This window comes from Bacillus sp. S71 (genome assembly GCF_016625265.1).
GTDB classification, from domain to species: Bacteria; Bacillota; Bacilli; order Bacillales; family Bacillaceae_G; genus Bacillus_A; species Bacillus_A cereus.
Window position 1 is genome coordinate 456,976 of sequence record NZ_JACVUW010000003.1, and the last position, 22,001, is coordinate 478,976.

Here is a 22,001-nt window from a genome sequence, read left to right on the forward strand (position 1 = left end):
CACATCCTATTCAAGATTGTTTACAATTTACCTATAAAAACATAACGGAGGGATTTCTATGACAGACTTTCAAAAACAATTTTTCGCACGATTACATATAGAAGAAAAAGACACAGTTTCATTTGAAGATTTATCTAACATTATGTACGCAATGGCACAAACTGTTCCTTTTGAAAACTTAAATATTCTCGAAAAGAATTTTAAAGAAATATCAAAAGAAAATTTGAAAGAGAAAATTTTAGTAAATAACCGTGGCGGTCTTTGTTATGAACTCAATCCTACTATGTATTACTTCCTGAAAGATTTTGGATTCGATGTTCATCTCGTTTCAGGAACAGTTTATAACGCTGCAAACTCCATATGGGCTGTTGATTCTGGCCATATTGCAACCGTTTTAACACATCATAATGAACTTTATTTAATTGAAGTAGGATTCGGATCATACTTACCTCTTGCCCCTGTCCCTTTCTCAGGTGAAGTCATTCACTCTGTTACAGGAGATTATCGTATTCGTAAAGAAATGACCGAAAAGGGAAACTACATTTTAGAGATGCGGAAAAACAATGAGTTCTTGGATCAATCTTCTGCTGATGATTGGACGTTAGGCTATGCATTTTATATAGAAGAAGTGGATGAAGAAAAAGCAAATACAGCACAAAAAATTATCGTTGAACATGAAGGGTCACCCTTTAATAAACTACCTCTTATTGTAAAACTAACTGAAGATGGGCATGCCTCTTTAACGAAAGATAGCCTTACAGTAGCGAAAAATGGTAAAAAAACGAAAGAAACCGTTACAGACATGCAATTTACAAACCTTTTACATTCAAAATTTGGAATTACACTATAAGTATGTAAGCCTTGTTATTTTAGCAAGGCTTTTCAATTTTCAGCAGGGATTTTTTGCAATTTGTTGTATTTCATAGTTATATAGAAATATAACTACATGTTTAGAAAGGAAATGATTATGACAGAACTTAAAGATCGATTACAAGTAGCTGATATAGAAAAATGGGATTTAACAGACATTTACCATACAATTGAAGATTGGGAAAGTGATTTTCATAAAATTGAAGTATTAACGAAGGAATTACACGAGTTTAATGGCAATATTCACGATGGCAATAGTTTATTAGCTTATTTAACGAAGAGTGAAGAAATTTCTATCATAATATCTTTAATGTTCGCTTATGCACGATTACAATCTGACCTTGATACACGCGATACTGACGCGCAATCTCTTGTCGATAAAGTATCACAATTACACGTAAAAGTAAGTGCAGCTAAATCTTTCTTTTCCCCCTTCTTACTTAGCATAGACGAAAGCACATTACATTCTTACATAGAAGAAACAGAAGGCTTACAATATTATAAAGAAGACTTATTTGAATTATATCGTTATAAAAAACACGTATTGAATAAGGACCAAGAAGCAATTTTATCACAGATGGGTGAAGCTCTTTCTTCTCCACAGCACACATTTGGTATGTTAAACAATGCAGATATATTATTTGGTGAAGTGACGACTGACGATGGAGAAAAAGTGAACTTAACACGCGGAATGTATGCAAAGTTAATAGAAGATACGAATCGTGAAAAGCGTAAAGAAGCTTATAAAGCATATTACAAACCATATGTTCAGTTAAAGAATTCCATCGCATCTACTTTATCCGCTGCTATTAAAAATAATGTTACCGTTTCGAAGCTAAGAAACTATCCATCAGCGCTAGAGAAATCATTATTTGGCGATATGGTTCCGAAAGAAGTATATGAAAACCTTATTGATACAACGAAAAAAAACATTCAAACATTACATACATACAATGAAATTCGAAAAGAAAAATTAAACGTAGATGAACTAAGACAATACGACTTAGGCGTCGATTTAGTAGAAGGTGCAAAACAAGACATCCCATATAGTGAAGCATTTGACATTATGATTGCATCACTAGCTCCTTTAGGAGAAGAATATATTGAGACATTAAAAAGTTTTAAAGATAAACGATATATAGACGTAAGAGAAACACCAGGAAAACGTTCTGGTGCTTATAACTTTGGTGTATATGGTGTTCATCCTTTCATTCTTTTAAATCATCACGATGATTTAAATAGCCTGTTCACTCTTACTCATGAATGCGGGCACGGTATGCATACGCACTATTCACATGGATACCAACCAAGAATTTCTGCACATTATTCTATCTTTGTGGCAGAAGTCGCTTCTACAGTAAATGAAGTGTTATTAATTCACTATTTATTAAAAGAAGCAAAAGAAACGAACGTGCGTAACCATTTAGTTAACCATTTTATTGAAAAATTCAAAGGTACTTTCTTTACACAAATTATGTTTGCAGAATTTGAAAAAATCACACATGAAATGGCGGAACAAGGTAAACCATTAAATGCACAAGTCTTCAGTGAAATTTATGAAAAACTATTTAAAGAATATAACGGTGATTCACTTGTATTTGATGAAGAAGTAAAATACGGATGGGCTAGAATCCCTCATTTCTACCGCCCGTTTTACGTATACAAATATGCAACTGGATTCGCATCTGCCATTCAAATCGCTGATAAACTATTAAGCGGTGATCCGAATGCTCAGAAAAATTATATTGAATTCCTGAAAGGTGGAAGTTCTGATTATCCACTAAACCTATTGAAAAAATCTGGTGTTGATTTAACTACGCCAGAACCGATTGAAAGTGCATTGAAACAATTCACTCAACTTGTTGAGGAGTTTTCAGCATTATAAAAAGCATGCAGAGTATATGCTCTGCATGCTTTTTCATTTGAATTACTCTATTCTATATGCTGCTGCGTCACACAGTGAATCATACCACCATACGCATACAATTCATTCACATAAATACCGACAATTCTTCTTCCTGGAAACTGACCTTCAATAATTTGCAGCCCTAACTTGTCATGTTCATCACCATATACAGGAACTAATACAACTTCATTACCAATATAAAAATTCAAATATGAACCCTTACAGTCTGCTTCTTTTACCACTTTTCTTGTTACTGGTACTGGAATGAGCTGAAATGGCTTTCCATCTATATTTTTCGCTTGTCGTAATTCTTGATAATGCTTTTCGTACGCCTCCAAAAGGTATGGCTCTCCTTCACCGAAAGGATCATATTCATACAGTATCGTATTTTCATTTACAAACCGTGCCACGCCATCAATATGATAATCCGTATCTTCATCATAATTATCTTCTCCGCGTATACCAGTTATCCATATAAAATTCGTTACCCCTAAATATTTCGTTAATTCCATTTCAATTTCTTTCTGACTTAGTGTGGGATTTCGATTTTCATTTATAATAGACGTTTTCGCCGCCATTAAGGTCCCGTTTCCGTTTATCTCAATTCCCCCGCCCTCTAGACAGACACTAGATTCAACTTTTGGAATGCGATACATTTCACTTATTTTATTCGGAATATTAGCGTCTTTTTCGTACGGATATTTATTTCCCCAACCATTAAATATCCAGTGCGTTAGGCAGCGATTCCCTTCCTTATCCGTTACAAAGATTGGTCCGTTATCTCTTATCCAAATATCATCAGTTTCTTGAATTAAGAAATCAATTTTATCCATATTTACATTAGCTTCCATTAACTTCGATTGGACATGTATTTTCTCTTCTTCATCACATACAACAATATGGACATTTTCTCCATAGTGAAGCTCCTTTGCCATCGATATCCAAATATTATCTAACTTAGCTCTATAACCTTCACCTCTATGTGCTTTATCATGTGGCCATTGGAGCCATGTACCTTCATGTTTCTCCCATTCCGCAGGCATATAAAACAAACTATTTTCTATATTTCTCATACGTGTTCACCCCTTATATGAATGTACGTACAGTCTATACTTTGACATCGTGTTAAGGTCAACAGGAATATCTTCATTTACTTGTAGCAACTTTATAAGGTGACTCTTTATTTCACCTTTTTATTATGATAAATTGCTTTCGTACATAGAATAAGGATTGACATAATGTTAATGTCAATCCTTATTCTCATTCTATTTTCGTAACTAAAAAACAAATTTGTGTCACATACTCTTCTGCTAAACAATCACATTCAGGTCCCTTTATATAAACCTCATATGGCGAATTAACTATTACATACCCATTTTTTTCAACCCATTCTTCTAACGCTATATAAGCGTAACCTATATAGTCGTAACTTCCATAATGCATAGTAGTAACGATTTGATGTGGACTTAGTTTTTTCATTTCATATTCTTGTACTACATCTTCATCATTCCCCTGCATAACCGGGATTCTTAATTCAATATCACTGTTACTTGGAATATATTCTTCATCATAAAAGACTGCAGATGGCGAACCGACTATTTGAAAGTTATTTTTTTGTACCTCTTCATATAAGTCATAAAAATAATCATCTATATCATCTATATCTATTTTTACTCTTTGAGTAATTATCGTTACTTCGTTCCTCATTCCCATTAATATATCGTAACTTCTATGGCGAGCAATATTTAGACTACTATTCACCATTACCATTTCATTCATTTCTGAAATAACCTGTAAATTTTGCTTCACTTCATGAGACAACTCGATAATTTGTGATTGTATATGTTGAACAAACGAATCTTGATCCGATGACTGCAAAACAATTTTAATTTTTGGAAGAGGAAATTTATACTCCCTTAACTTTTTTATTTTCAATGCTACTTCCAGCTGCTCTTGTTCATAATACCTATACCCATTAACCGGATTCACATATGCCGGTTTTAATATCTCCTCTTTGTCATAATGTCTTAACATCCGCGTACTCATTTTACAAATCCGAGAAAACTCAGCGATGGTATACATATCAATACTCCTTGAATATATTTTCTTTTCATTACTTATTTATTAAAACCAATCAAAAATCTTCTTCATTGAAAAATCTTCATTCTGATTTTTCAATCTTCTCATTTTCGAAGGTAACAAATGGCTTGGACAATACCACGTTAAACAATTCATTGCACCTCCCATTGTTGATATTTCTCCTACATGAATTTGAATAACTTGCTTCTCCGTATACTGTTGAATATATCGTAAAACTTCCTCATCTTTGGCTAGTCCAAACTTAGGAACATAAAGAGCATCACATGATTCTAACATATTTATATACAACCCTTTTGCTGATGCTATCTCTTGATCATATTGTCCTTTCTCTGTATATGATGAAGGAACAACTATAAATTCAGCTTCTGGCATTTGTTCTTGAATAATCTCTTGAACACTATATCTAAATTCATGATCTCCTAAAAAATCACTAATAAACATTGTATGTTCATCAATAAATTTAACCATTCCGTCTGCGTGTGCTAGTACATCCCCTTCTTCAGCAGGAATAATAATAACTCGACTCACATCTAAATCCCATTCTAACTGCTCAATAATTTCCTCTTCTGTCCAATCATCGTTGTCATCAAATATACGTTCTGTTAATATTACGGTATCTTTTTTATTCCAAATAAGATTACCACCATCTAATATTAATGGGGATTTCACATATTCAAAGTCATTCTTTTTCAACCATTTATTAAACTGTTGATCTAAATATCGCCCTTGATCATCTGGCAAATAATTTGGTCGATATTTAAATTTAACTAGATGATTTGTGACAACCGGTGCAACATCTCTTAGCCAAATATCATCATACTCAAAACAGCTCGTATGAAAGTCTTGTTCTTCAACAGATAAAGATATAAGTTGATCCGCAATTGATTTCTTTTCATTTAAACATTCATTAAAGTAAATCAAGTCTTCATAAAATGGTTGATAATATTCATTCGATTCGTCTGGTATTGCAGTAAAAATAATCCCATTATGTTTTTGTTCCATATTATTTACCTCGCTTTTTAATAGTAGTTACATAACTGATTTCACAAAGCCAACTATTCCTCAATTCATTTCTCTTTTCATTACAACTCATGAACCGCGTATATTTCATGAATGGATTATAGCATGGAGAAATATTATATATTTATATAAAAAATATAAAGCTGACGTTAAGCCTTAAATTGACTCTTGACAAGTTTTTTAAATAACCTATTTTAAAACAACAATAAATGATTAAATGATTTTTGTATCAAGATTCAAACCCATTACTTCTAATAGATCGTTTTGATTATATAAATTCACTAAATGCGCTTCTACTCCTATACAAATTCCTTCTAGCGGAAGATCATTTGGATCCTGACCAAAGGGATCTTCAATTTCAACCCCTATTGCTTCAATACCTATGAATGCAAAACTTATAAACGTAGTCGCAAGTACTGTAAACCATCCGAGACTATCAACAAGACCAATCGGTAAAGTCGCACAAAATATAATCAATAAAATTTTTATATGAGCAAAATATGCAAAAGGAATAGGTGTTGTTTTGATACGATCACATCCACCCACAGATGTAAGTAACGTATTCAAATCCATTTCCATACTAATTATCGCATTTGGATGAATTTGCCCCGTTTTCAAACCTTTTGATAGTATAGTTTTCAACATAAAAACTATACTAATCGGTAAATGATTGGACTCAACCAAAAGTGCTTTTTCCTTCTCAGAACAGACAGCGAGCAATGATTTCACTTCAGATAGATTTTTTTCCTCTCTCAAGTGTCCTTTCGCTAACTTTGGAAATGCAATTAATAAATGTAAAAATTTTATTTTTTCCTGCTCCATACTCTTCCCTTTAGAATCCCAATGACATAAAAAACTAATTGCTAAATTTCTAGTACAAGCACCAATCGTGCCAAAGAGCTTTCTACCTTCCCAGTACCGATCATAGGCAGTATTCGTACGAAACACTAATAGTAATCCTAAAGCTCCTCCGACGATTACCCAAGGAGTCTGATTTATATTTATTTCTGTATAGTAATAATTAATCACAGCTACTATCGTTGAAATACACGTATATAATACGATTTGCGGGAAAATATCTCTTATAATTGTCCCTTTTAATGTAAATATTTGATGTAAACTATTTTGATTATTGTAATGAACCATATTTACAAAAACCTCTTTCTCTATTAACCTTTTATTCTTTTAAATCATGAAAGTATACAATTAAATAATAGAATCATAAACCCTATCATTATGAGGCTGGTTAAGATTATTTCTTTCAATACTGTTACTCCTTTTTTCAAAAAGATAAAATATCTTATTTAATTCAACAACAAATGTTCACTATTCTAAATCTCGACGCATCATTTTAGAATTCGCAATGAACAACGCACTAATTAATACAAAGATTGCACAGGCATATAACAATAAATCTAACGGACTATCGTGATCTATAATAATGAGACGCACAATAGCTGTTATACCTATATATATAAAATATCGTAATGGAAAATGAAAATTCATTTGAAAATACTTTATAATCATTACGATGAATTCAAAGTACAAAAAGAATACGACGATACTATCAATTAAATGATAACTAGATTCATTACCATCCAATTTCAGTTCTTGTATAAACTGAATGACTTCTTTCATAAGAAACACACTTAGAACAACTCCTAAGCAAATTAAAGCTACATTTAAAATGTACTGTAAAACGATAGGGAAATACGAAAACACTATTTTAAAATTCTTTAACACAAACATTTTTCTCCTTTACCATATAAAACGAAAAGCGAACATACACTACAATTCAATTATCATTATATTTAAATTTTATTTTTACAAATAATAAGGAACGACAAAATAGGTAAAGATAAGATTTCACCTATTTTGTCTATATAAGCAGCACAACGAAATTACAATCAATTACTTCAATGCAATTGGTTGTTGTTGTGTCACACAATGAATCATACCACCGTTTTTATACAACTCTCTCACATCAATACCGACTACTTTACGATCTGGGTATAACTTCTGAATCGTATCGTTTGCGATTTTATCATTCGGATCATTATAATTAGGCACTAATACAACTGTATTCCCAATATAATAATTGATATACGATCCCTTATAATCGAGAGTTTTTCCATTCTCTAAAGCAACCTTTTCTTTACTAAGCGGCAAGTATTCATACTTATATTTCTGTCCTGAAGCATTTTTGGCATCTAACAATGTATCCATATCTTTATTAGATAAACCCCATTCAGCTAGGTCATCTTCTTTCATCGTTACAATGGTAGATTTATTATGGAATTTAGCAAATCCATCAATATGAAAGTCCGTAATATCTAAATTAGGTACTCCGTCTAACCAAATAAAGTTTGATACCCCAAGGTCACTTATATATTTTTCAATTTCCTTTTCTGATAAATCAGGATTTCTATTTTTATTCGTTACCGCACTTCGAGTTAATAAAGCAGTCCCATTGCTGTCTAATTCAATTGCGCCGCCTTCAAGGACAAATTTCCCCCAATCAATTCTTTCAATTCCTGATTGTTTACTAACATTCTTACGTATTTGAGCATCATTTTTATAAGGTGTCTTCTTCCCCCAACCATTAAATGCTGGATCTAATATTTTGAGATTTTTGTTGCTGTCATAAACAAAAATTGGTCCACTATCCCTTGCCCATACATCATCAGTAGGCGCGATAAAGAAATCAATCTTCTCCATATTTAACCCTTCATCTGTTAAAAGCTTATTGATTCTCTCCTTTTCTTCCTGGTCATATGCAACAATGTGAACTTTCTCACCCTCAGTTAAAGCACTTGCCATCTTAACCCAAATAGGTTCAACTTCCTGCTTATACTCTTCACCATATGTGTATTCATGTGGCCATTGCAGCCATGTACCTTCATGTTTATCTTTTTCATCTGGCATCGTATATTTCCCAGCATTTTTCTGTACCTCTACTTTTTCTCCTTCTTTCCCTTTAACATTTTCATTGTTACCCTCAAAAGAGCATCCACTAATAATCGTTGTAGATAATGTAGCTATTAAACAAAACTTTATTGCTTTTTTCATTTTTCCAACCTCCTGTTCTTGTCTCCAATACTGTAAAGCTTCACATAGTGTGAAGCTCAAGCTTTTTTATCAATGTAAAAATTACCAATTGTTCTTTGCATTACTTATCATTTAACTACCTATTTAGATTTATTCAAATGCCAATCACCTTTTTTACCTATTTATCCCGCCATTTGTGGGCAGTAAGACCCCCACCTCAAAATTCAGCGAAAGCAAAGAAGTTAGGTGGGGCCCTGCTGATTAAAGTTTCACTTTATTCAGTAAGTAAAACTTTACAAAATAAAAAAATCGGTATTGATAATTACATATCAATACCGATTTTTTTATAATTACTTTCCTTCTATTAAATCATTCGCCATTTTCCTAAATTCTTGATTAAATGCATCATTCATACCATTTTGGACGTTAGAAAATAATATGACAAACGTTCGTTTATCCCAGTTAAAATTATTAAAAGTGTTCCAGCCAGCTAATACACCGTGGTTATGATAATAATCTGGATAAATATAGAAACTAAATCCATATTTTCTTGCAGGTGATGCAGAAAACATATCTGATATACTCTGTTTAGAAAGTAGTTTACCATCCATAATAGCTTCATCTAACTTTTTCATATCTTCAACAGTCGTATACATTTCACCACAGCCATACAGCCAGTTCATTTTTAAGCGAGGCGTGGCTATTAACTTATTATCTTTTTTCGTATACCCTTCTGCTAAGAAAATATCTTCTGGGAGTGTTGCGCCCATTCCAGATTCATGCATTTCAACAGGAGTCAAAATATTTTCTTTCACATATTCAGCAAGTGGTTTATTCGATATTTTTTCTACAATATATGCAAGCACCATATAATTATAATCTGTATATTTCCAGCCTGTCCCTGCTGGAAATTGTAACGTTTGTGCCCCAATCCACGTTACTAATTTTAACCGTGATGCTGCGTCAACACTACCTTGTCCCTGTTCTGGTAATCCAGACGTATGTGTTAACAAGTTTCGTAACGTAATATTTTTATCTGCTGGAAACGATGGGATATATTTATTTACATTGTCTTCAATGTTCAACTTCCCTTTTTCTTTTAGTTGCATAATAGATATTGCAACTACTGTTTTCGTAATAGACCCAATGCGATATTTCGTTCTTGGCGTTGTTAATACTTGATCTTTCACATTCGCATAACCGTAGCCTTTTCGTAAAATGACATGATCTTTACTTGCTACAAGAACACTCCCATTAAATCCTTTATCTTTTAAGTACTGATCTAGTTTTCCAGCTGCAATTTCATAACGCTTTTTCTCATTCGCATCAACTTCCTGCTTAACATCTTTTTGCTTACTATTTACATTAGAAAATGCCTTTGTATCATATTTTTTTCCTTTATTTGCATGTATTAGTGTAACAACACTTCCACAAAAAACAGCAAAAATAAAGAAAACGATTAACCATTTCTTTAACATACTAGGAACCCTCTTTTATCTAGTTTCACTTAACGTACATCCATTCTATTTTATATCTTTTAATTATCAAGTATATTATAATATTATTTAATATTCACTCTGTTAAAACTAGATTCCTTTTTCTCATTTTCAATTTTTACTACTCTCTATTGTATTTCTTTCTTGCAAAATTTCCAACATACAATCGGATGCATTAAACTATAATTTCAAATTCTTTTGTAACATTTGTTACATACTAAAAAGAATGGAGATGTAATATGAAAAATACCGATAAACGCAATCGTTTAGATGATAAAATGTTTCATTATCGGATAATAAAAAACAACATGGTATTAATTGAATATTACAGAAAACAGATTATGGTATTAAAAGGAAATGATGCTGAAAAATTTTTAAATAAAATAAATCATGCAAATAACGATAAAGAAAAACAGCTAATTATGGCTAAAATTACAGGTAATTTCAAAAGAGGTAATGAACGAAATTGAAAACGAATCTCATTTACATTTTGATTATACAACAAATAAAAAAGAAATGTTGCTCATTCAACATTTCTTTAGACTTTCTTCATAAAAAATTTACATTGCTAACATTCCTTCATTTTCTATACTTCCTATATAAGCTAACCGCTGAAATAGTTAGTAATACAACTATGCATAACCACGCGTACGTATATCCCTTCTTATCTACAATATAACCAAATAAAGCAGGCGCAACAATAATAGCAATTTGATTTAATGTAAGTGCAAAACTCACTGTCATCCCTACCGATTCTTCACTTGCTGATTCCGCAACTTCAGTTATAAAAAGACTAAACCATCCAATTGAAAAGAACCCTAACAATGCACTTACGCCATACAATACATTCGTTATTGTATGTATGCTCATTACTAATATTAGAATGAAGAAAATAGAAATACAAACAGTTATAAATAAGGGGGTACGCCTATTCCCCTTATAAAATAAATCACTAGTAGCTGCTAATATAACCCTACCAACCATTCCAGAAAAGAACATAACAGAAAATACTTTTCCAGCTAAAATTGGCGTGATTGATTGTTCCAATACTAAAAATTTTATAAAGTGTGCAACTAACACCATTTGCAATGAAATCATACAAATGCCAGTTATATAAATTGCATACAACTCTTTTTTACACATCACTTCTTTTAACTGCATCCAAAAAGAAAGTTTACTACGTTCTTGTTTAACTTTCTCTTGAATATATGGTTCCTTATAAAATATAAAAAATAAAAACCCTCCAATTATACAAATGCATGCAATGCTATTTACCGCATAGGCCATATTATATTTTATTGTAAGAAACGGGATCAATACTCCCGCTAATGTACCACCAATCGGTATACCGGCTTGTCTAATCCCCATCGCTAACCCGCGATTTTCTTTTGAGAACCACTTCATTATCACCTTACTTCCTCCCGGCTGCGAAACACTATAAAACGTTCCTACTAATAAAAGTACAAAGAGTAACCCATTAAATCCATTGACCATATTAGTCAGTAAAAACGAACCCCCTAGTAAAAATGAACTTATCGAAATTAACAACTTTTCATTGTATTGATCAAGTAGCCGCCCAACAAAAAGCATACAAAATAGCGGTCCTATATTTACAACACTTACTAACAATCCACTCTCCGTATTCGTAAGTGCATATTCTTCTTTCCAAAATAAAGCAAATGCTCCAACACCATACGTTATAAGTGTCGCTGTTGTTTGAGCAACTGTCGCAAAAATTAACATAACCCACTTATAAGTACTATTCATCCTTTCTTCCATTAACACAATAATCCCTCCATCCCCTTCCATTGTATGAAAGTTCTGATATCATATAAAATAAAGATTTATCATGTAATCTATCAAAAAAAATGATACCTTTTATGGAGGGATGATACTTGGATATAAAAGATTTAACTGTATTTTACGAAGTTGCGAAAGAAAAAAACATATCTCACGCAGCTAAAAATTTAAACTATGTACAGTCTGGCGTAACAATGCGTATGAAACAACTAGAAAACGAATTAGGTGTGCCTTTATTTTACCGAAACGGAAAAGGTGTAACTTTAACTTCTAACGGTGGGATTTTATTAACATACGCTAAACAAATTATCCACTTAATGGATCAATCTGTTAAAGCAGTTCAAAGTAATGGGATCGAACCAAGGGGCACTTTAAAAATTGGATGTACAGAATCTACAACCGCTGTAAGACTTCCATCTATATTAACGGCCTATTATGAGGAATATCCAAAAGTCGAATTGATTTTAGAATCAAATACGACGGAACAATTGATTAGGCTTGTATTGGAACGAAAACTGGATGGAGCGTTTATAGCTGGCTCTACTCAGCATGCTGAACTTCATACAAATATATTTCATGAAGAAGAATTAGTTCTCATTAGCAAAAAGCCTTTATCTTCCTTTAAAGACATAGGAGACATGAATTTACTTGCATTTAGTCACGGGTGCTATTATAGAAATTTATTAGAAGATTGGCTTCAAGAAGAAGGAATTTCACCTAAACGAGTATTAGAGTTTGGAACAATTGAAGCGATACTCGCATGTGTAAAATCAGGTATGGGCGTAGCAATTATAATGAAGTCTATTTTAAATGGTCATCAACATGACATATCATTCAACCCTTTGCCAAATAGCTTCAAAAAAGTTCCTACTACTTTTATTACTAGAAAAGATATATATCACTCTGCTGCATTACAAAAATTTATGGAGATGACTCTCAATGCGTGAAAAGAAAATACGTGGTATGAAACGAAAAACAAACACTATGATAAAGCGAGTTGAGGAACATACAAAAACGTTCCCTTCTACTTTCTATAACGATGAATATTGGAATATGCTATTGCCAGTTTCGCAAGCTTTTATTGACTCTCGTAAAACACCTAGAAAAGTAAAGCGATTATGTATTCAAACCTTATTAAATCAAGCAAATCATTTAATAAATATGAAACCGAGCGATACACATACATATCGAGTTGTTGTTTTGATTTCTATAAATAATTTGTGTGATTCGCAAATCATTATATTTAAAAATGAGAACTACTTTCATAATTTCTTTAATAGAAATAGTGAATTTCAAAAATGGATTCTTCTTTCAAATGAAATTGATTTTGGGGAGACATGGGAAATTTCAGTTTATCATTCCTTCCAAACACTTCGCTTTCAAGAAATTATTTATGATGAAGATGAATGCTATGAAAAAGAGATTCTGTTTATCGGGGAGTTAAATTAAAAAGGGTATACCTAAAACACTGGTATACCCTTTTCCACTTATTTTTCCTTCAATACACTATGTAATCGATCCGGATAATTTGTAAACATTCCTGTAGCACCCCATTTGATTAACAGTCTCATATCTGGTTTCTCGTTAATTGTATAAGGGTGAATTAACAGTCCATTTTTCCTAGCCAGTTTCATATATGACTCATCAATAATTAGTTCTCCGTTATCATTACGTAAGTTTGGTCCAATACCAGCTGCATACTTTTTAATTTCTTGAAAATCATCATTTGTTACACTTTTCGGTTCATGTGTAATGCCAGACCATTCGACAATTTCATTGTTTTCATTTGGATAATACCAAAGCAATTGAACTAACGGAATATTTTCATTCATACTATGAATCTTTTTCAAACTATCTTTACTAAATGATTGAATCATAACACGGCTAGAAGACATGTTTTGACCTACTAAATTATATTTTTGTAACAACGCCAACAATTTCTCTTCCATTCCTGGATACACATCTGGTGATTTTGTTTCAATATAATACTTCATACTTCTTCCATACTTTTGAAAAATTTCTTCAAGAGTTGGAACTTTTTGCCCAACATACTCTTGCTTAGCCTTTTCTGGATACGCTTTATTAAACCATGATCCTGCATCTAAACTCTTTATTTCGCTTAACGTTTTATCACGTACTTCGCCTGTTCCATTTGTAGTGCGATCAACTGCTGTATCATGCATTGCAATTAATTGGCCATCCTTTGTTAATTGGATATCTAACTCTAAATAATCCGCTTTCATTTTTTTCACTAGATTATAAGAAGCAAAAGTATGCTCAGGTGCATGTCCACTTGCTCCGCGATGTGCAATATTTAAAAACTTATTCGCATTCCCCTCATGCTTTCCTTCTGTCTTTGCATGAACAGCTCCCCCAGCAAAGATACTTCCCGTCATAAAGAAAATAACTAAAACGCTAATAATTTTTCTCATCCTTCTAACCCTTCCTACGTTGCAAATTTCAACAAGCTAATGAGATTTACACGAAATAGAAGACACACTTTCATTATTTTTATAAACCTATATTAAAATTCCACTCTTACAAATATACTTTCTCTATATTATTAATATAAAAAACTAGTATTATCCTATTTAATTCCTATAGCCCTCCTTTTCACATGTAACTCCCTATTTTGTACGGTTCATTCAATAAAAAAAGCCATAAATTATTTAGGCTACACTCCTGTATCCCTAAATAAATTTATGGCTTTTCTCAAATATCTCCGGCCTCGATTAACTTGTCGAATTTAATCATATCAAACCTGTTGAAATTTGTGAATATTATTTTAAGAAATAGTCTTTATGCTAAAGCATCTGGCGCTATTAATTGTGGCCCTTTCCCCGTACGCGCCAATACCCAATCATCGTAATACCACATTTCTGTCTGACGGCGGCTCATCATATAATCCCAGCGTACTTCGCGCTCAAATTCAATGACTTGTCCTTCTCCGCCAATTGTTACCCAGTTGAAACTGCCGTTATGATGCATCATTTTCACCCACAAAACAGGGAAAGTAACAATTTCTCTTTCCTCTTTATACTGTCTCGTTTGTTTTTCTATGCGTAGTAAAGTTAAACCACTTGCATATTGTAGATCAATCTTTTCCATTACATCCATCGCTATTTTTTCCGCCTCATCTTTATGAGGTAATGTATTAGCGTATACTGGCATCATATTCGTATAGCTTAATAAACGCTTACCATTTTGAGAAGTAATGATTGTAATATGAGCACCGCCGTAATGTAACGGCTCCTCTGCTTGATAACGCTGAATGGTAACATTCACACCGTCACGTAATTCACTATGTTCTCGTACTAATTTCACACATTTCGGAATTGGTAATACCAACGCAACTTCCTTACTACAATTTTGAAAAATATTATATTGATTCGTCATCTAACATTTCTCCCTTATATATAATTTTTCTGGAACATGCGTCAGGAATTCCGTTAGTTCTCCAGCATAATATACATATAATTCATGCATAGCCCTCGTACATGCTGTGTAAAACAAATTGCGTTCAGACTCTCTATAGTAGCTGGATTTAGAAGCATCAAATATAATAACAGCATCAAACTCTATCCCTTTCGCCAAATAAGCTGGAATAACAACAATGCCTTTCTCATAAGTTGTATTCTCTTGTTGCATAAGATGGACATGTAATGTATCCCCTATTAACCCTATCACTTTCATACATTCTTCATTTGTTTTACAAATGATTGCAATTGTTTTATGGTGTTTTTCTTTTAACTCTTTCATCTTAAACACCATATTCTCTACACGCTCTCGTTCATCACTTACTTGTATATAAACGGGCTTCTTACCATCCCTGTTAAAAGCTTCAATATCATTTCCATCTAAAATCATACACTTTGTAAATTCAATTATCGGTTTTGTCGATCGATAACTACGGTTAAGCTGGACTGTTTCTACTTTACGATTTGCAAATAATGTGGAGACAATATTATTCTCTCTATTAAGATCATGAGAGAAAATATTTTGATTACGATCACCAAGTAACGTCCATTTCGCCTTCGGAAATAGTCGTTTTAAAAATACTAATTGAAAAGGTGTATAATCTTGCATTTCATCAACGAATACAAACTTCACAAGATGATTCGTTTTAAACCCTTCCAGTAATTCTTTTAAAAACAAATACGGCGTAGCATCTTCATTTGCTAGTTGTTTGTTCTTCAAACGCTTCACCGTTTGCTTACATATATCTTCCCAACAATTTGGTACGAAAAGATCTTTCTGAATGCTTTCAAATAACTGCTCAAAAATCGCAGTATGATTTATAAAAGCATATTTTTTCACCTTTCTACGTAACGAACGAAAATGTTTCTTCACTACATATTTCGTTAATAGCTCATGTTCCTTCTCATAATAATCAAATTGATTATCTTTCTCTAATTTTTCATATAAGCGATTGTAATCTTCTTTATTTAAATACTGAATTTCTCGTTCCACCCAATCTTTTTTCGCTTCTATCTTTTCAAATTCATGTAACTTCTGAAGAATCCATTCCATTGTAAGTTGCATTCGATTCGGTATAGCAATAGAAACATCTAAACTATAAAAATATTCACATATGGATTTTGCCTCTATGAGCACTTCACCTTTACATGTAACATCATGAAAGTGTAAACCTTTTTCACTTAAGCTTCTCGCGTATTTCTCAAGTAGTCCCATAAATTCAACTGAGGATTTATATTGAATTCCTTTTACTCTAGTTTCATACGTACTTTCATGCTTTTTCGTTAAAACGTATTCTAACTGCGCGAATGAATCTTCTACAGTAAAGCTTTTTCCAATCATATGTTCCACATACGATTGAAAAGTCGTTTGTTGCATATTCTCTTCCCCAAGCTCTGGTAAAACATTCGCGATATAACTATTGAACAACTCATTCGGAGAAAACAGTAAAATTTGATCCGCATGAACTATCCCGCGGTAACGATACAACAAATAAGCAACACGCTGCAGTGCTGCTGAAGTTTTCCCACTCCCAGCAGTCCCTTGCACAATTAACACATCACTTTTATCATTTCGAATAATTTGATTTTGTTCTCTTTGTATTGTCGCTACAATACTTTTCATTTGTTCACTTGCATTGCGTCCAAGTACTTCTTGTAATAATTCATCACCTATCGTCACACCTGTATCAAACATACTTTGAATCGTTCCGTTTCGAATCATGTATTGACGTTTTAGAAGCAAATCGCCTGAAATCGTACCAATAGGCGCTTTATACTGTGCCCTTCCTAAAGTGTAATCATAATAAAGACTCGAAATAGGTGCCCGCCAATCATATACTAAAAACTCATCATTTTCTTTATCATAAAAAGAGCCGATACCAATATACATTTCATCGGTATCCGCTTCAGCATCTTCTTTAAAATCAATCCGCCCAAAATACGGCGTTTCTTTTATTTTCGTTAAAAGGTTATATTCATTTTTCGTATGACGATGTGTATGTTCTCTTTCAGCAAGAACTTCTGCCTCTTGCCTAATACTCGCCGCCGTTTCAACCGCTTCTTTAATATTATCTATATTTACTTTTACATCTTCCCAAAAGTTTTTTCTAATACTAACAATTTCTGACTTCACCGACCCAACTCGGCCATCAAGCTCTTTCAGTTCTTCATCTACTTTTTCAATGACTACATTGACGCGTTGCTGCTCTTCTTTATAATGACTCATATAATCGCCCCTTCTCATACTATTTGAAAGCCTTATATGATACGTAATCCTTTACTTTTGAAAAATGCCACAGGCAACAATTTCCCATGACTTTTGAAACTCTTCGTTGACCCTCTCTTCTTTCCATCTCTCAGAAAAAGCAGGGTGATAAAACGATGAAAGTAACCCAAATAACGTATGTGCTAAAAATAAACTATCCTGTTTTTTAATCTCATTGCGTTCTATCCCGCGATTTATCACTTTCTCCAGTTGTCCAACTAATCTTTCTTCATGCTTTTGAATCACCTTATTCTTTTGCTGCACTAACGAACTATTCAATGTAAATAACTCTTCGTTTTCAAGTAACTCTTTCTTTTTAAGCTGAAATAAACAAACGAACCACTCTTGTAAAATGATTTCTGTATCTCCATCTTTTCCCGCAATTTGCTCAAGCTGATCCGAGTACTTAAGCAGCCACCTTTCTAAAATAGCATCGCGTAGCGTGGCCTTACTCCGAAAATAAGAATATAAAGCCGCATGACTAACATCAAGTGACTTCGCAATACTAACAAGTGTCGTCCTACTCCATCCATATTTCATTAACTCTTTTTCCGCTGCATCTAAAACAACATTTTTCGTTAACGCCTTATCTGTCATTTTTCTCACCGTCCATTTTATTTACATAATAATATTATTTAAATAACAACTTACATTTTTTATTATTTGTAAGTCGAGTGCAAAAAAATACTATTTCAATTAGATTATAAGATTAACATATCCTTTTTCAACTTACAATATTTTTATTTTGTAAGTTGAAAGCAAATAAAAAAATTCCTTATATAAACAAAACCATCAACTTACAAAAGTTCGGTGTGTATTTTTTCAGATAAATCTGTACGATATAAGAAAATTTCAACTCGATCATTTCCTTGTTTCTCTTATAAGTATGCCTAGCTGCTCAACTGGTGTGTCATTGTTTTTAACCATAAATTAAAAAACGTTTTCATGCAGTACTGCATGAAAACGTACTCTAATTTCGTTATTTTATTCATTTTCTCCAATTGATGGATATGGCTTATTTAAACAGGTTTTTCACATTATTTCTTATTTATATTTTAGACAATACATTTTCTTGGAAAGTACGTTCTTCTTGATCTTCATATCCAGTTGAAACAACTTCTTGAATATCATCATGGTTAAATAAATAAGTGAAATCTGGATTAATATAGCCTTCTGGATATGGACATCCCATATAGTCGAACTTTCTTATCTCATCTGTTTCCACTTGTTGTTTACGTCCAAAAATCATGAGTTTCTTTGTACCTTCTTTTAAAATTACAATAGAGCCTATAGGGATCAGTTGTGAATTCATTGTCTTTTCTCCTTTCTTGTAAGTTTAGGTTTCTTTTGGGAATGTGGTGTATTTACATGTCCCGAAGCAGCCGTGGATTGTCTCCTTTCCTTCCTTGACAGTTTAGGCTTCTTTTGAGAATGTAATTTGTTTAAATGTCCTGAAGCAATAGATTGTTTTTTGAAGTCAAAGTAAAAATACAAATGTGTACTTAGAGCTAAGAAAACAACGGAAAACAATGAGGCGAGAATGATTAATACGATAGCCATAGCCTTTTGACTCAAAATACCAATAATAACTTGACCAACCATATAACCTAAACTTGAAAAAAGTACAATTTTAGGGATTTTTACTTCTTGATTAGTTGTCCCTCTTAAGCGGTCTGTAAAATATTGAATCCAAAATAATACAGATTTATAACCAATTAAACTATATGCAATAAGTGATAAAATTAAAAATAAAGGAGACTCTATTTCTACGAATTCGTAAGCTAACTTTTGCACAGCTATAAAACTACAAAATGATATACTTAATGCAACAAATCCAGAGTATAGTAAATGTTGCAATTGCGGCTGCCTAGGCTTATAAATAGAAACCCAAATTCCCCATAGATTACATATCACATAAAATGGTAAAGCTATGTAAGAGTATATATTGTACGGTGGAAATATGAATAGAATGATAAGTAGCATAAAATTCATAAAAAACCACACAAAAGCCCCTACAATATTTCTTATATCAAATGGTATTAATATTCGTATACAATCATCTATGCTGTTGCCATTATATTTGTCCATTATACACCTCATAAAAAATTAAAAGATTTTATCTAATACAGTTCCAATTCCTGATTTAACTCTATCTTTTACTGAATCTTGTTTACCATCATTATTCCAATCACCTTTGTTAAATTTAATCCCATCAGTTAACACACTTAAAAATACAGAAGCACCAAATCCAATACCAGCTCCAACTACAGTTCCAATTGGTCCCCCAATTGCTGTACCTATTGCAGCACCAGTCCAGGCACTAGCAGCAGTAGAGCCAACCCCAATTGCTGCATCACCAATGATATCACCAGCTATCTTAGTTTTTGACGCTTTATTTTCAATATTTTCCTTTGTATCATTAATTACATCCCATCCTATAGCTGCATAGCCTAAAGCATTTGTTTTTAATTTCAATGAATCTTTCAGAATTTCTTTTGGTGATAAAACATGTCTTTTTACATCGTCTATTTGCTTTACTTCAGCTAAAGGTAATTTTGTACGCCTTATCACATTAAGTCCATTTTTATCCTTTAGTACGGTGCGATTTTGAAATCTTACCATTTCTTTTCCTTTGTTATTTTTGTAAGGTGTTACACGCAAACCTTTATTATGTAAAGCTGCCAACTTGTAAGCAGCTGCACCTTCAGTTACAGTACCAAGTAAAGTAAATAAAGATCCCGTAGGGTTATCTTTCCAATCATCAATATCGCCACCCATTGGTGCAAACCAATTAATATCAATTGCTTCTTCCCCAAATGAAACTTCTTGTTGATCAACCTTCTCAAAACGATCAGCAATTTTTCTTAATGCATCACTTTGTTCTTTTAAAACTGTCGTTATAGTAGCTAACACTGAGCCTGCATATTGGGATTGATTCAACACAGCATCTCTTCCAGATACCTGGAATGGAATATCAAATAACTGCTGATTGATACGTTGATATGTTTCAAACAGCTCATGAGCTGTTTGTTCTATATTAGAAGACAATTTCCTTAAATGGTCAGGAGTAACCTTAATTTCGCCACTCACCTTGTTTCACCGCCTAATGATTTAAGATAAAGTACCATTTTCTTTATCTCTTCAGTAATTGTAAAGGTGTCAAGACAAATAAAATTCGTTTGTGTTTGCTCATTATCTAAAACTTTTTGGATTAGCCAATATTGATTTTGACTATATAAAAACTGAATACAGTCTGTAGACCATGAGTCTTTTATATAATAATGAACTTGAACAGTATTTAACTCTTCACGATTATGTATAATGTTTGCTAACTCTAAGGAAGCTTCATCATCTAAGTAAAGTTTTAAGTAATCTACTAATTGCTTGTTTGATTGATTTAAAATGTTTTCCTTATATGCAGAAGAAGGGATTTTAAATGTATAATTTGGACGAGAGAAAGTATTTTTAGGCTGTAATGCTTGATATATAAATTGCCAAGCTACCTCTGGTGTCCCGCATTCTTTAAATGTACATTGTTTTTCACCGTTAGCATCTGTTATTACATTTTGTATAACTTTTTTTTCACTAAAATAGAAAATATTTTTTTCTAAAGCGCTGTTTTTACTTATCTGTACTTCAATAACAAATCCTGTAGTTAAACAAATACGAAAATATTCTAAAAGTTGTTTGTCACATAATGTTTCATCTTCTTTTATTATGAGTAGCTCTTCGTTTGTCCAATTCTCGTACATTACATCCAATTCTTTGTCTATTTCCTCATCTGACCAATTTTCAAAGGGGTTCTCAATTCCGATCATCGTTTCATGGTCAAATATACCAGTTAATACATATACTTCTTTATTTGATAAAATAAGAGGTTCAATAGTCAAGTAGTCCCACTCCCTAGTGTAATATGTAATCTCTAGGAAATATAATACAATAAAAAAATGATTCAATCTAGTAATTACCAACGTTTAAAACTAAAAACTAAAAAAATTCTAACAACAAAAAAGAAAGAG

At 32.5% G+C, this 22,001-nt stretch carries 21 protein-coding genes; 5 read left to right on the plus strand and 16 right to left on the minus strand.

The features are described 5' to 3' along the window. Positions 1–58 precede the first annotated feature (58 nt). Positions 59–850 carry an arylamine N-acetyltransferase family protein gene (locus IBT51_RS09275; RefSeq protein ID WP_048538083.1) on the plus strand — a complete coding sequence of 264 codons (792 nt, stop codon included), beginning with the start codon at positions 59–61 and terminating at the stop codon, positions 848–850. Between the two features lie 117 nt (positions 851–967). Further along, the gene (gene pepF / locus IBT51_RS09280; RefSeq protein ID WP_200458118.1) at positions 968–2,755 is read left to right on the plus strand and encodes an oligoendopeptidase F; all 1,788 of its coding nucleotides are present in this window, start codon (positions 968–970) and stop codon (positions 2,753–2,755) included. Positions 2,756–2,802: 47 nt separating this feature from the next. Here pepF and IBT51_RS09285 read toward each other — a convergent pair whose 3' ends face one another. The 7 genes from IBT51_RS09285 to IBT51_RS09315 all read right to left on the minus strand — a co-directional run bounded on the left by IBT51_RS09285 (position 2,803) and on the right by IBT51_RS09315 (position 10,422). Next, a complete protein-coding gene (locus tag IBT51_RS09285; RefSeq protein WP_200458117.1) occupies positions 2,803–3,849 on the minus strand; it encodes an agmatine deiminase family protein in 1,047 nt (348 codons plus the stop codon). Positions 3,850–4,036: 187 nt separating this feature from the next. Beyond that, the gene (locus IBT51_RS09290) at positions 4,037–4,858 is read right to left on the minus strand and encodes a MerR family transcriptional regulator (RefSeq protein ID WP_000287980.1); all 822 of its coding nucleotides are present in this window, start codon (positions 4,856–4,858) and stop codon (positions 4,037–4,039) included. A 42-nt stretch (positions 4,859–4,900) separates the two neighbouring features. Further along, entirely contained in the window at positions 4,901–5,878 is a 978-nt protein-coding gene (locus IBT51_RS09295) for an agmatine deiminase family protein (RefSeq protein ID WP_000435519.1), read from the minus strand. Between the two features lie 231 nt (positions 5,879–6,109). Then, on the minus strand, positions 6,110–7,042 hold the full coding sequence (locus tag IBT51_RS09300) for a bestrophin family protein (protein WP_000233823.1): 933 nt from the start codon (positions 7,040–7,042) through the stop codon (positions 6,110–6,112). Between the two features lie 180 nt (positions 7,043–7,222). Then, positions 7,223–7,639: a phosphate-starvation-inducible protein PsiE gene (gene psiE, locus IBT51_RS09305; protein WP_000916570.1), complete on the minus strand. Its 417-nt coding sequence runs from the start codon at positions 7,637–7,639 to the stop codon at positions 7,223–7,225. A gap of 168 nt (positions 7,640–7,807) precedes the next feature. After that, positions 7,808–8,965: an agmatine deiminase family protein gene (locus IBT51_RS09310; RefSeq protein WP_016080772.1), complete on the minus strand. Its 1,158-nt coding sequence runs from the start codon at positions 8,963–8,965 to the stop codon at positions 7,808–7,810. A gap of 329 nt (positions 8,966–9,294) precedes the next feature. After that, entirely contained in the window at positions 9,295–10,422 is a 1,128-nt protein-coding gene (locus tag IBT51_RS09315; RefSeq protein WP_053563886.1) for a serine hydrolase domain-containing protein, read from the minus strand. Between the two features lie 257 nt (positions 10,423–10,679). Here IBT51_RS09315 and IBT51_RS09320 point away from each other — a divergent pair, with 257 nt between their 5' ends. After that, positions 10,680–10,910, plus strand: coding sequence for a hypothetical protein (locus IBT51_RS09320; protein ID WP_000798787.1), 231 nt, complete (start codon positions 10,680–10,682; stop codon positions 10,908–10,910). Positions 10,911–11,019: 109 nt separating this feature from the next. Here the strand turns inward: IBT51_RS09320 and IBT51_RS09325 are convergent, their stop codons facing one another. After that, positions 11,020–12,249, minus strand: a complete 1,230-nt coding sequence (locus IBT51_RS09325) for an MFS transporter (RefSeq protein ID WP_200458116.1) — start codon at positions 12,247–12,249, stop codon at positions 11,020–11,022. 86 nt (positions 12,250–12,335) lie between these two features. Between IBT51_RS09325 and IBT51_RS09330 the strand changes: the two genes are divergently transcribed. Both IBT51_RS09330 and IBT51_RS09335 read left to right on the plus strand, forming a co-directional pair. Then, complete coding sequence (locus IBT51_RS09330; protein ID WP_200458115.1) at positions 12,336–13,187, plus strand: LysR family transcriptional regulator; 852 nt, start codon at positions 12,336–12,338, stop codon at positions 13,185–13,187. Next, positions 13,180–13,689: a DUF3916 domain-containing protein gene (locus IBT51_RS09335; RefSeq protein ID WP_200458114.1), complete on the plus strand. Its 510-nt coding sequence runs from the start codon at positions 13,180–13,182 to the stop codon at positions 13,687–13,689. Before IBT51_RS09330 ends, IBT51_RS09335 begins: the two co-directional genes overlap by 8 nt. Positions 13,690–13,727: 38 nt before the next feature. Here the strand turns inward: IBT51_RS09335 and IBT51_RS09340 are convergent, their stop codons facing one another. The 8 genes from IBT51_RS09340 to IBT51_RS09375 form a co-directional block, all read right to left on the minus strand. Then, positions 13,728–14,672 carry a glycerophosphodiester phosphodiesterase gene (locus tag IBT51_RS09340; RefSeq protein WP_088024275.1) on the minus strand — a complete coding sequence of 315 codons (945 nt, stop codon included), beginning with the start codon at positions 14,670–14,672 and terminating at the stop codon, positions 13,728–13,730. 367 nt (positions 14,673–15,039) lie between these two features. Continuing rightward, positions 15,040–15,636, minus strand: coding sequence for a hypothetical protein (locus tag IBT51_RS09345; protein ID WP_098679780.1), 597 nt, complete (start codon positions 15,634–15,636; stop codon positions 15,040–15,042). Beyond that, positions 15,637–17,943: an RNA polymerase recycling motor HelD gene (gene helD / locus IBT51_RS09350; RefSeq protein WP_200458113.1), complete on the minus strand. Its 2,307-nt coding sequence runs from the start codon at positions 17,941–17,943 to the stop codon at positions 15,637–15,639. A 51-nt stretch (positions 17,944–17,994) separates the two neighbouring features. Continuing rightward, positions 17,995–18,579, minus strand: a complete 585-nt coding sequence (locus IBT51_RS09355; protein ID WP_069356027.1) for a TetR/AcrR family transcriptional regulator — start codon at positions 18,577–18,579, stop codon at positions 17,995–17,997. 451 nt (positions 18,580–19,030) lie between these two features. Next, entirely contained in the window at positions 19,031–19,294 is a 264-nt protein-coding gene (locus tag IBT51_RS09360; RefSeq protein WP_069356028.1) for a DUF4176 domain-containing protein, read from the minus strand. Further along, the gene (locus IBT51_RS09365) at positions 19,291–20,082 is read right to left on the minus strand and encodes a hypothetical protein (RefSeq protein ID WP_176523455.1); all 792 of its coding nucleotides are present in this window, start codon (positions 20,080–20,082) and stop codon (positions 19,291–19,293) included. The genes IBT51_RS09360 and IBT51_RS09365 overlap by 4 nt, the downstream gene beginning before the upstream one ends. Before the next feature lie 6 nt (positions 20,083–20,088). Then, positions 20,089–21,072 carry a type VII secretion target gene (locus IBT51_RS09370; protein WP_069356030.1) on the minus strand — a complete coding sequence of 328 codons (984 nt, stop codon included), beginning with the start codon at positions 21,070–21,072 and terminating at the stop codon, positions 20,089–20,091. Next, a complete protein-coding gene (locus IBT51_RS09375; RefSeq protein ID WP_069356031.1) occupies positions 21,069–21,872 on the minus strand; it encodes a hypothetical protein in 804 nt (267 codons plus the stop codon). Before IBT51_RS09375 ends, IBT51_RS09370 begins: the two co-directional genes overlap by 4 nt. Positions 21,873–22,001: the final 129 nt, after the last annotated feature.

Bases quoted from the DNA above. Each gene is read 5' to 3' on its own strand.
- IBT51_RS09275 (WP_048538083.1), top strand. From the start codon at position 59: ATGACAGACTTTCAAAAACAATTTTTCGCACGATTACATATAGAAGAA.
- pepF (WP_200458118.1), top strand. From the start codon at position 968: ATGACAGAACTTAAAGATCGATTACAAGTAGCTGATATAGAAAAATGG.
- IBT51_RS09285 (WP_200458117.1), bottom strand. From the start codon at position 3,849: ATGAGAAATATAGAAAATAGTTTGTTTTATATGCCTGCGGAATGGGAG.
- IBT51_RS09290 (WP_000287980.1), bottom strand. From the start codon at position 4,858: ATGTATACCATCGCTGAGTTTTCTCGGATTTGTAAAATGAGTACGCGG.
- IBT51_RS09295 (WP_000435519.1), bottom strand. From the start codon at position 5,878: ATGGAACAAAAACATAATGGGATTATTTTTACTGCAATACCAGACGAA.
- IBT51_RS09300 (WP_000233823.1), bottom strand. From the start codon at position 7,042: ATGGTTCATTACAATAATCAAAATAGTTTACATCAAATATTTACATTA.
- IBT51_RS09310 (WP_016080772.1), bottom strand. From the start codon at position 8,965: ATGAAAAAAGCAATAAAGTTTTGTTTAATAGCTACATTATCTACAACG.
- IBT51_RS09315 (WP_053563886.1), bottom strand. From the start codon at position 10,422: ATGTTAAAGAAATGGTTAATCGTTTTCTTTATTTTTGCTGTTTTTTGT.
- IBT51_RS09320 (WP_000798787.1), top strand. From the start codon at position 10,680: ATGAAAAATACCGATAAACGCAATCGTTTAGATGATAAAATGTTTCAT.
- IBT51_RS09325 (WP_200458116.1), bottom strand. From the start codon at position 12,249: ATGGAAGGGGATGGAGGGATTATTGTGTTAATGGAAGAAAGGATGAAT.
- IBT51_RS09335 (WP_200458114.1), top strand. From the start codon at position 13,180: ATGCGTGAAAAGAAAATACGTGGTATGAAACGAAAAACAAACACTATG.
- IBT51_RS09340 (WP_088024275.1), bottom strand. From the start codon at position 14,672: ATGAGAAAAATTATTAGCGTTTTAGTTATTTTCTTTATGACGGGAAGT.
- IBT51_RS09345 (WP_098679780.1), bottom strand. From the start codon at position 15,636: ATGACGAATCAATATAATATTTTTCAAAATTGTAGTAAGGAAGTTGCG.
- helD (WP_200458113.1), bottom strand. From the start codon at position 17,943: ATGAGTCATTATAAAGAAGAGCAGCAACGCGTCAATGTAGTCATTGAA.
- IBT51_RS09355 (WP_069356027.1), bottom strand. From the start codon at position 18,579: ATGACAGATAAGGCGTTAACGAAAAATGTTGTTTTAGATGCAGCGGAA.
- IBT51_RS09360 (WP_069356028.1), bottom strand. From the start codon at position 19,294: ATGAATTCACAACTGATCCCTATAGGCTCTATTGTAATTTTAAAAGAA.
- IBT51_RS09365 (WP_176523455.1), bottom strand. From the start codon at position 20,082: ATGAGGTGTATAATGGACAAATATAATGGCAACAGCATAGATGATTGT.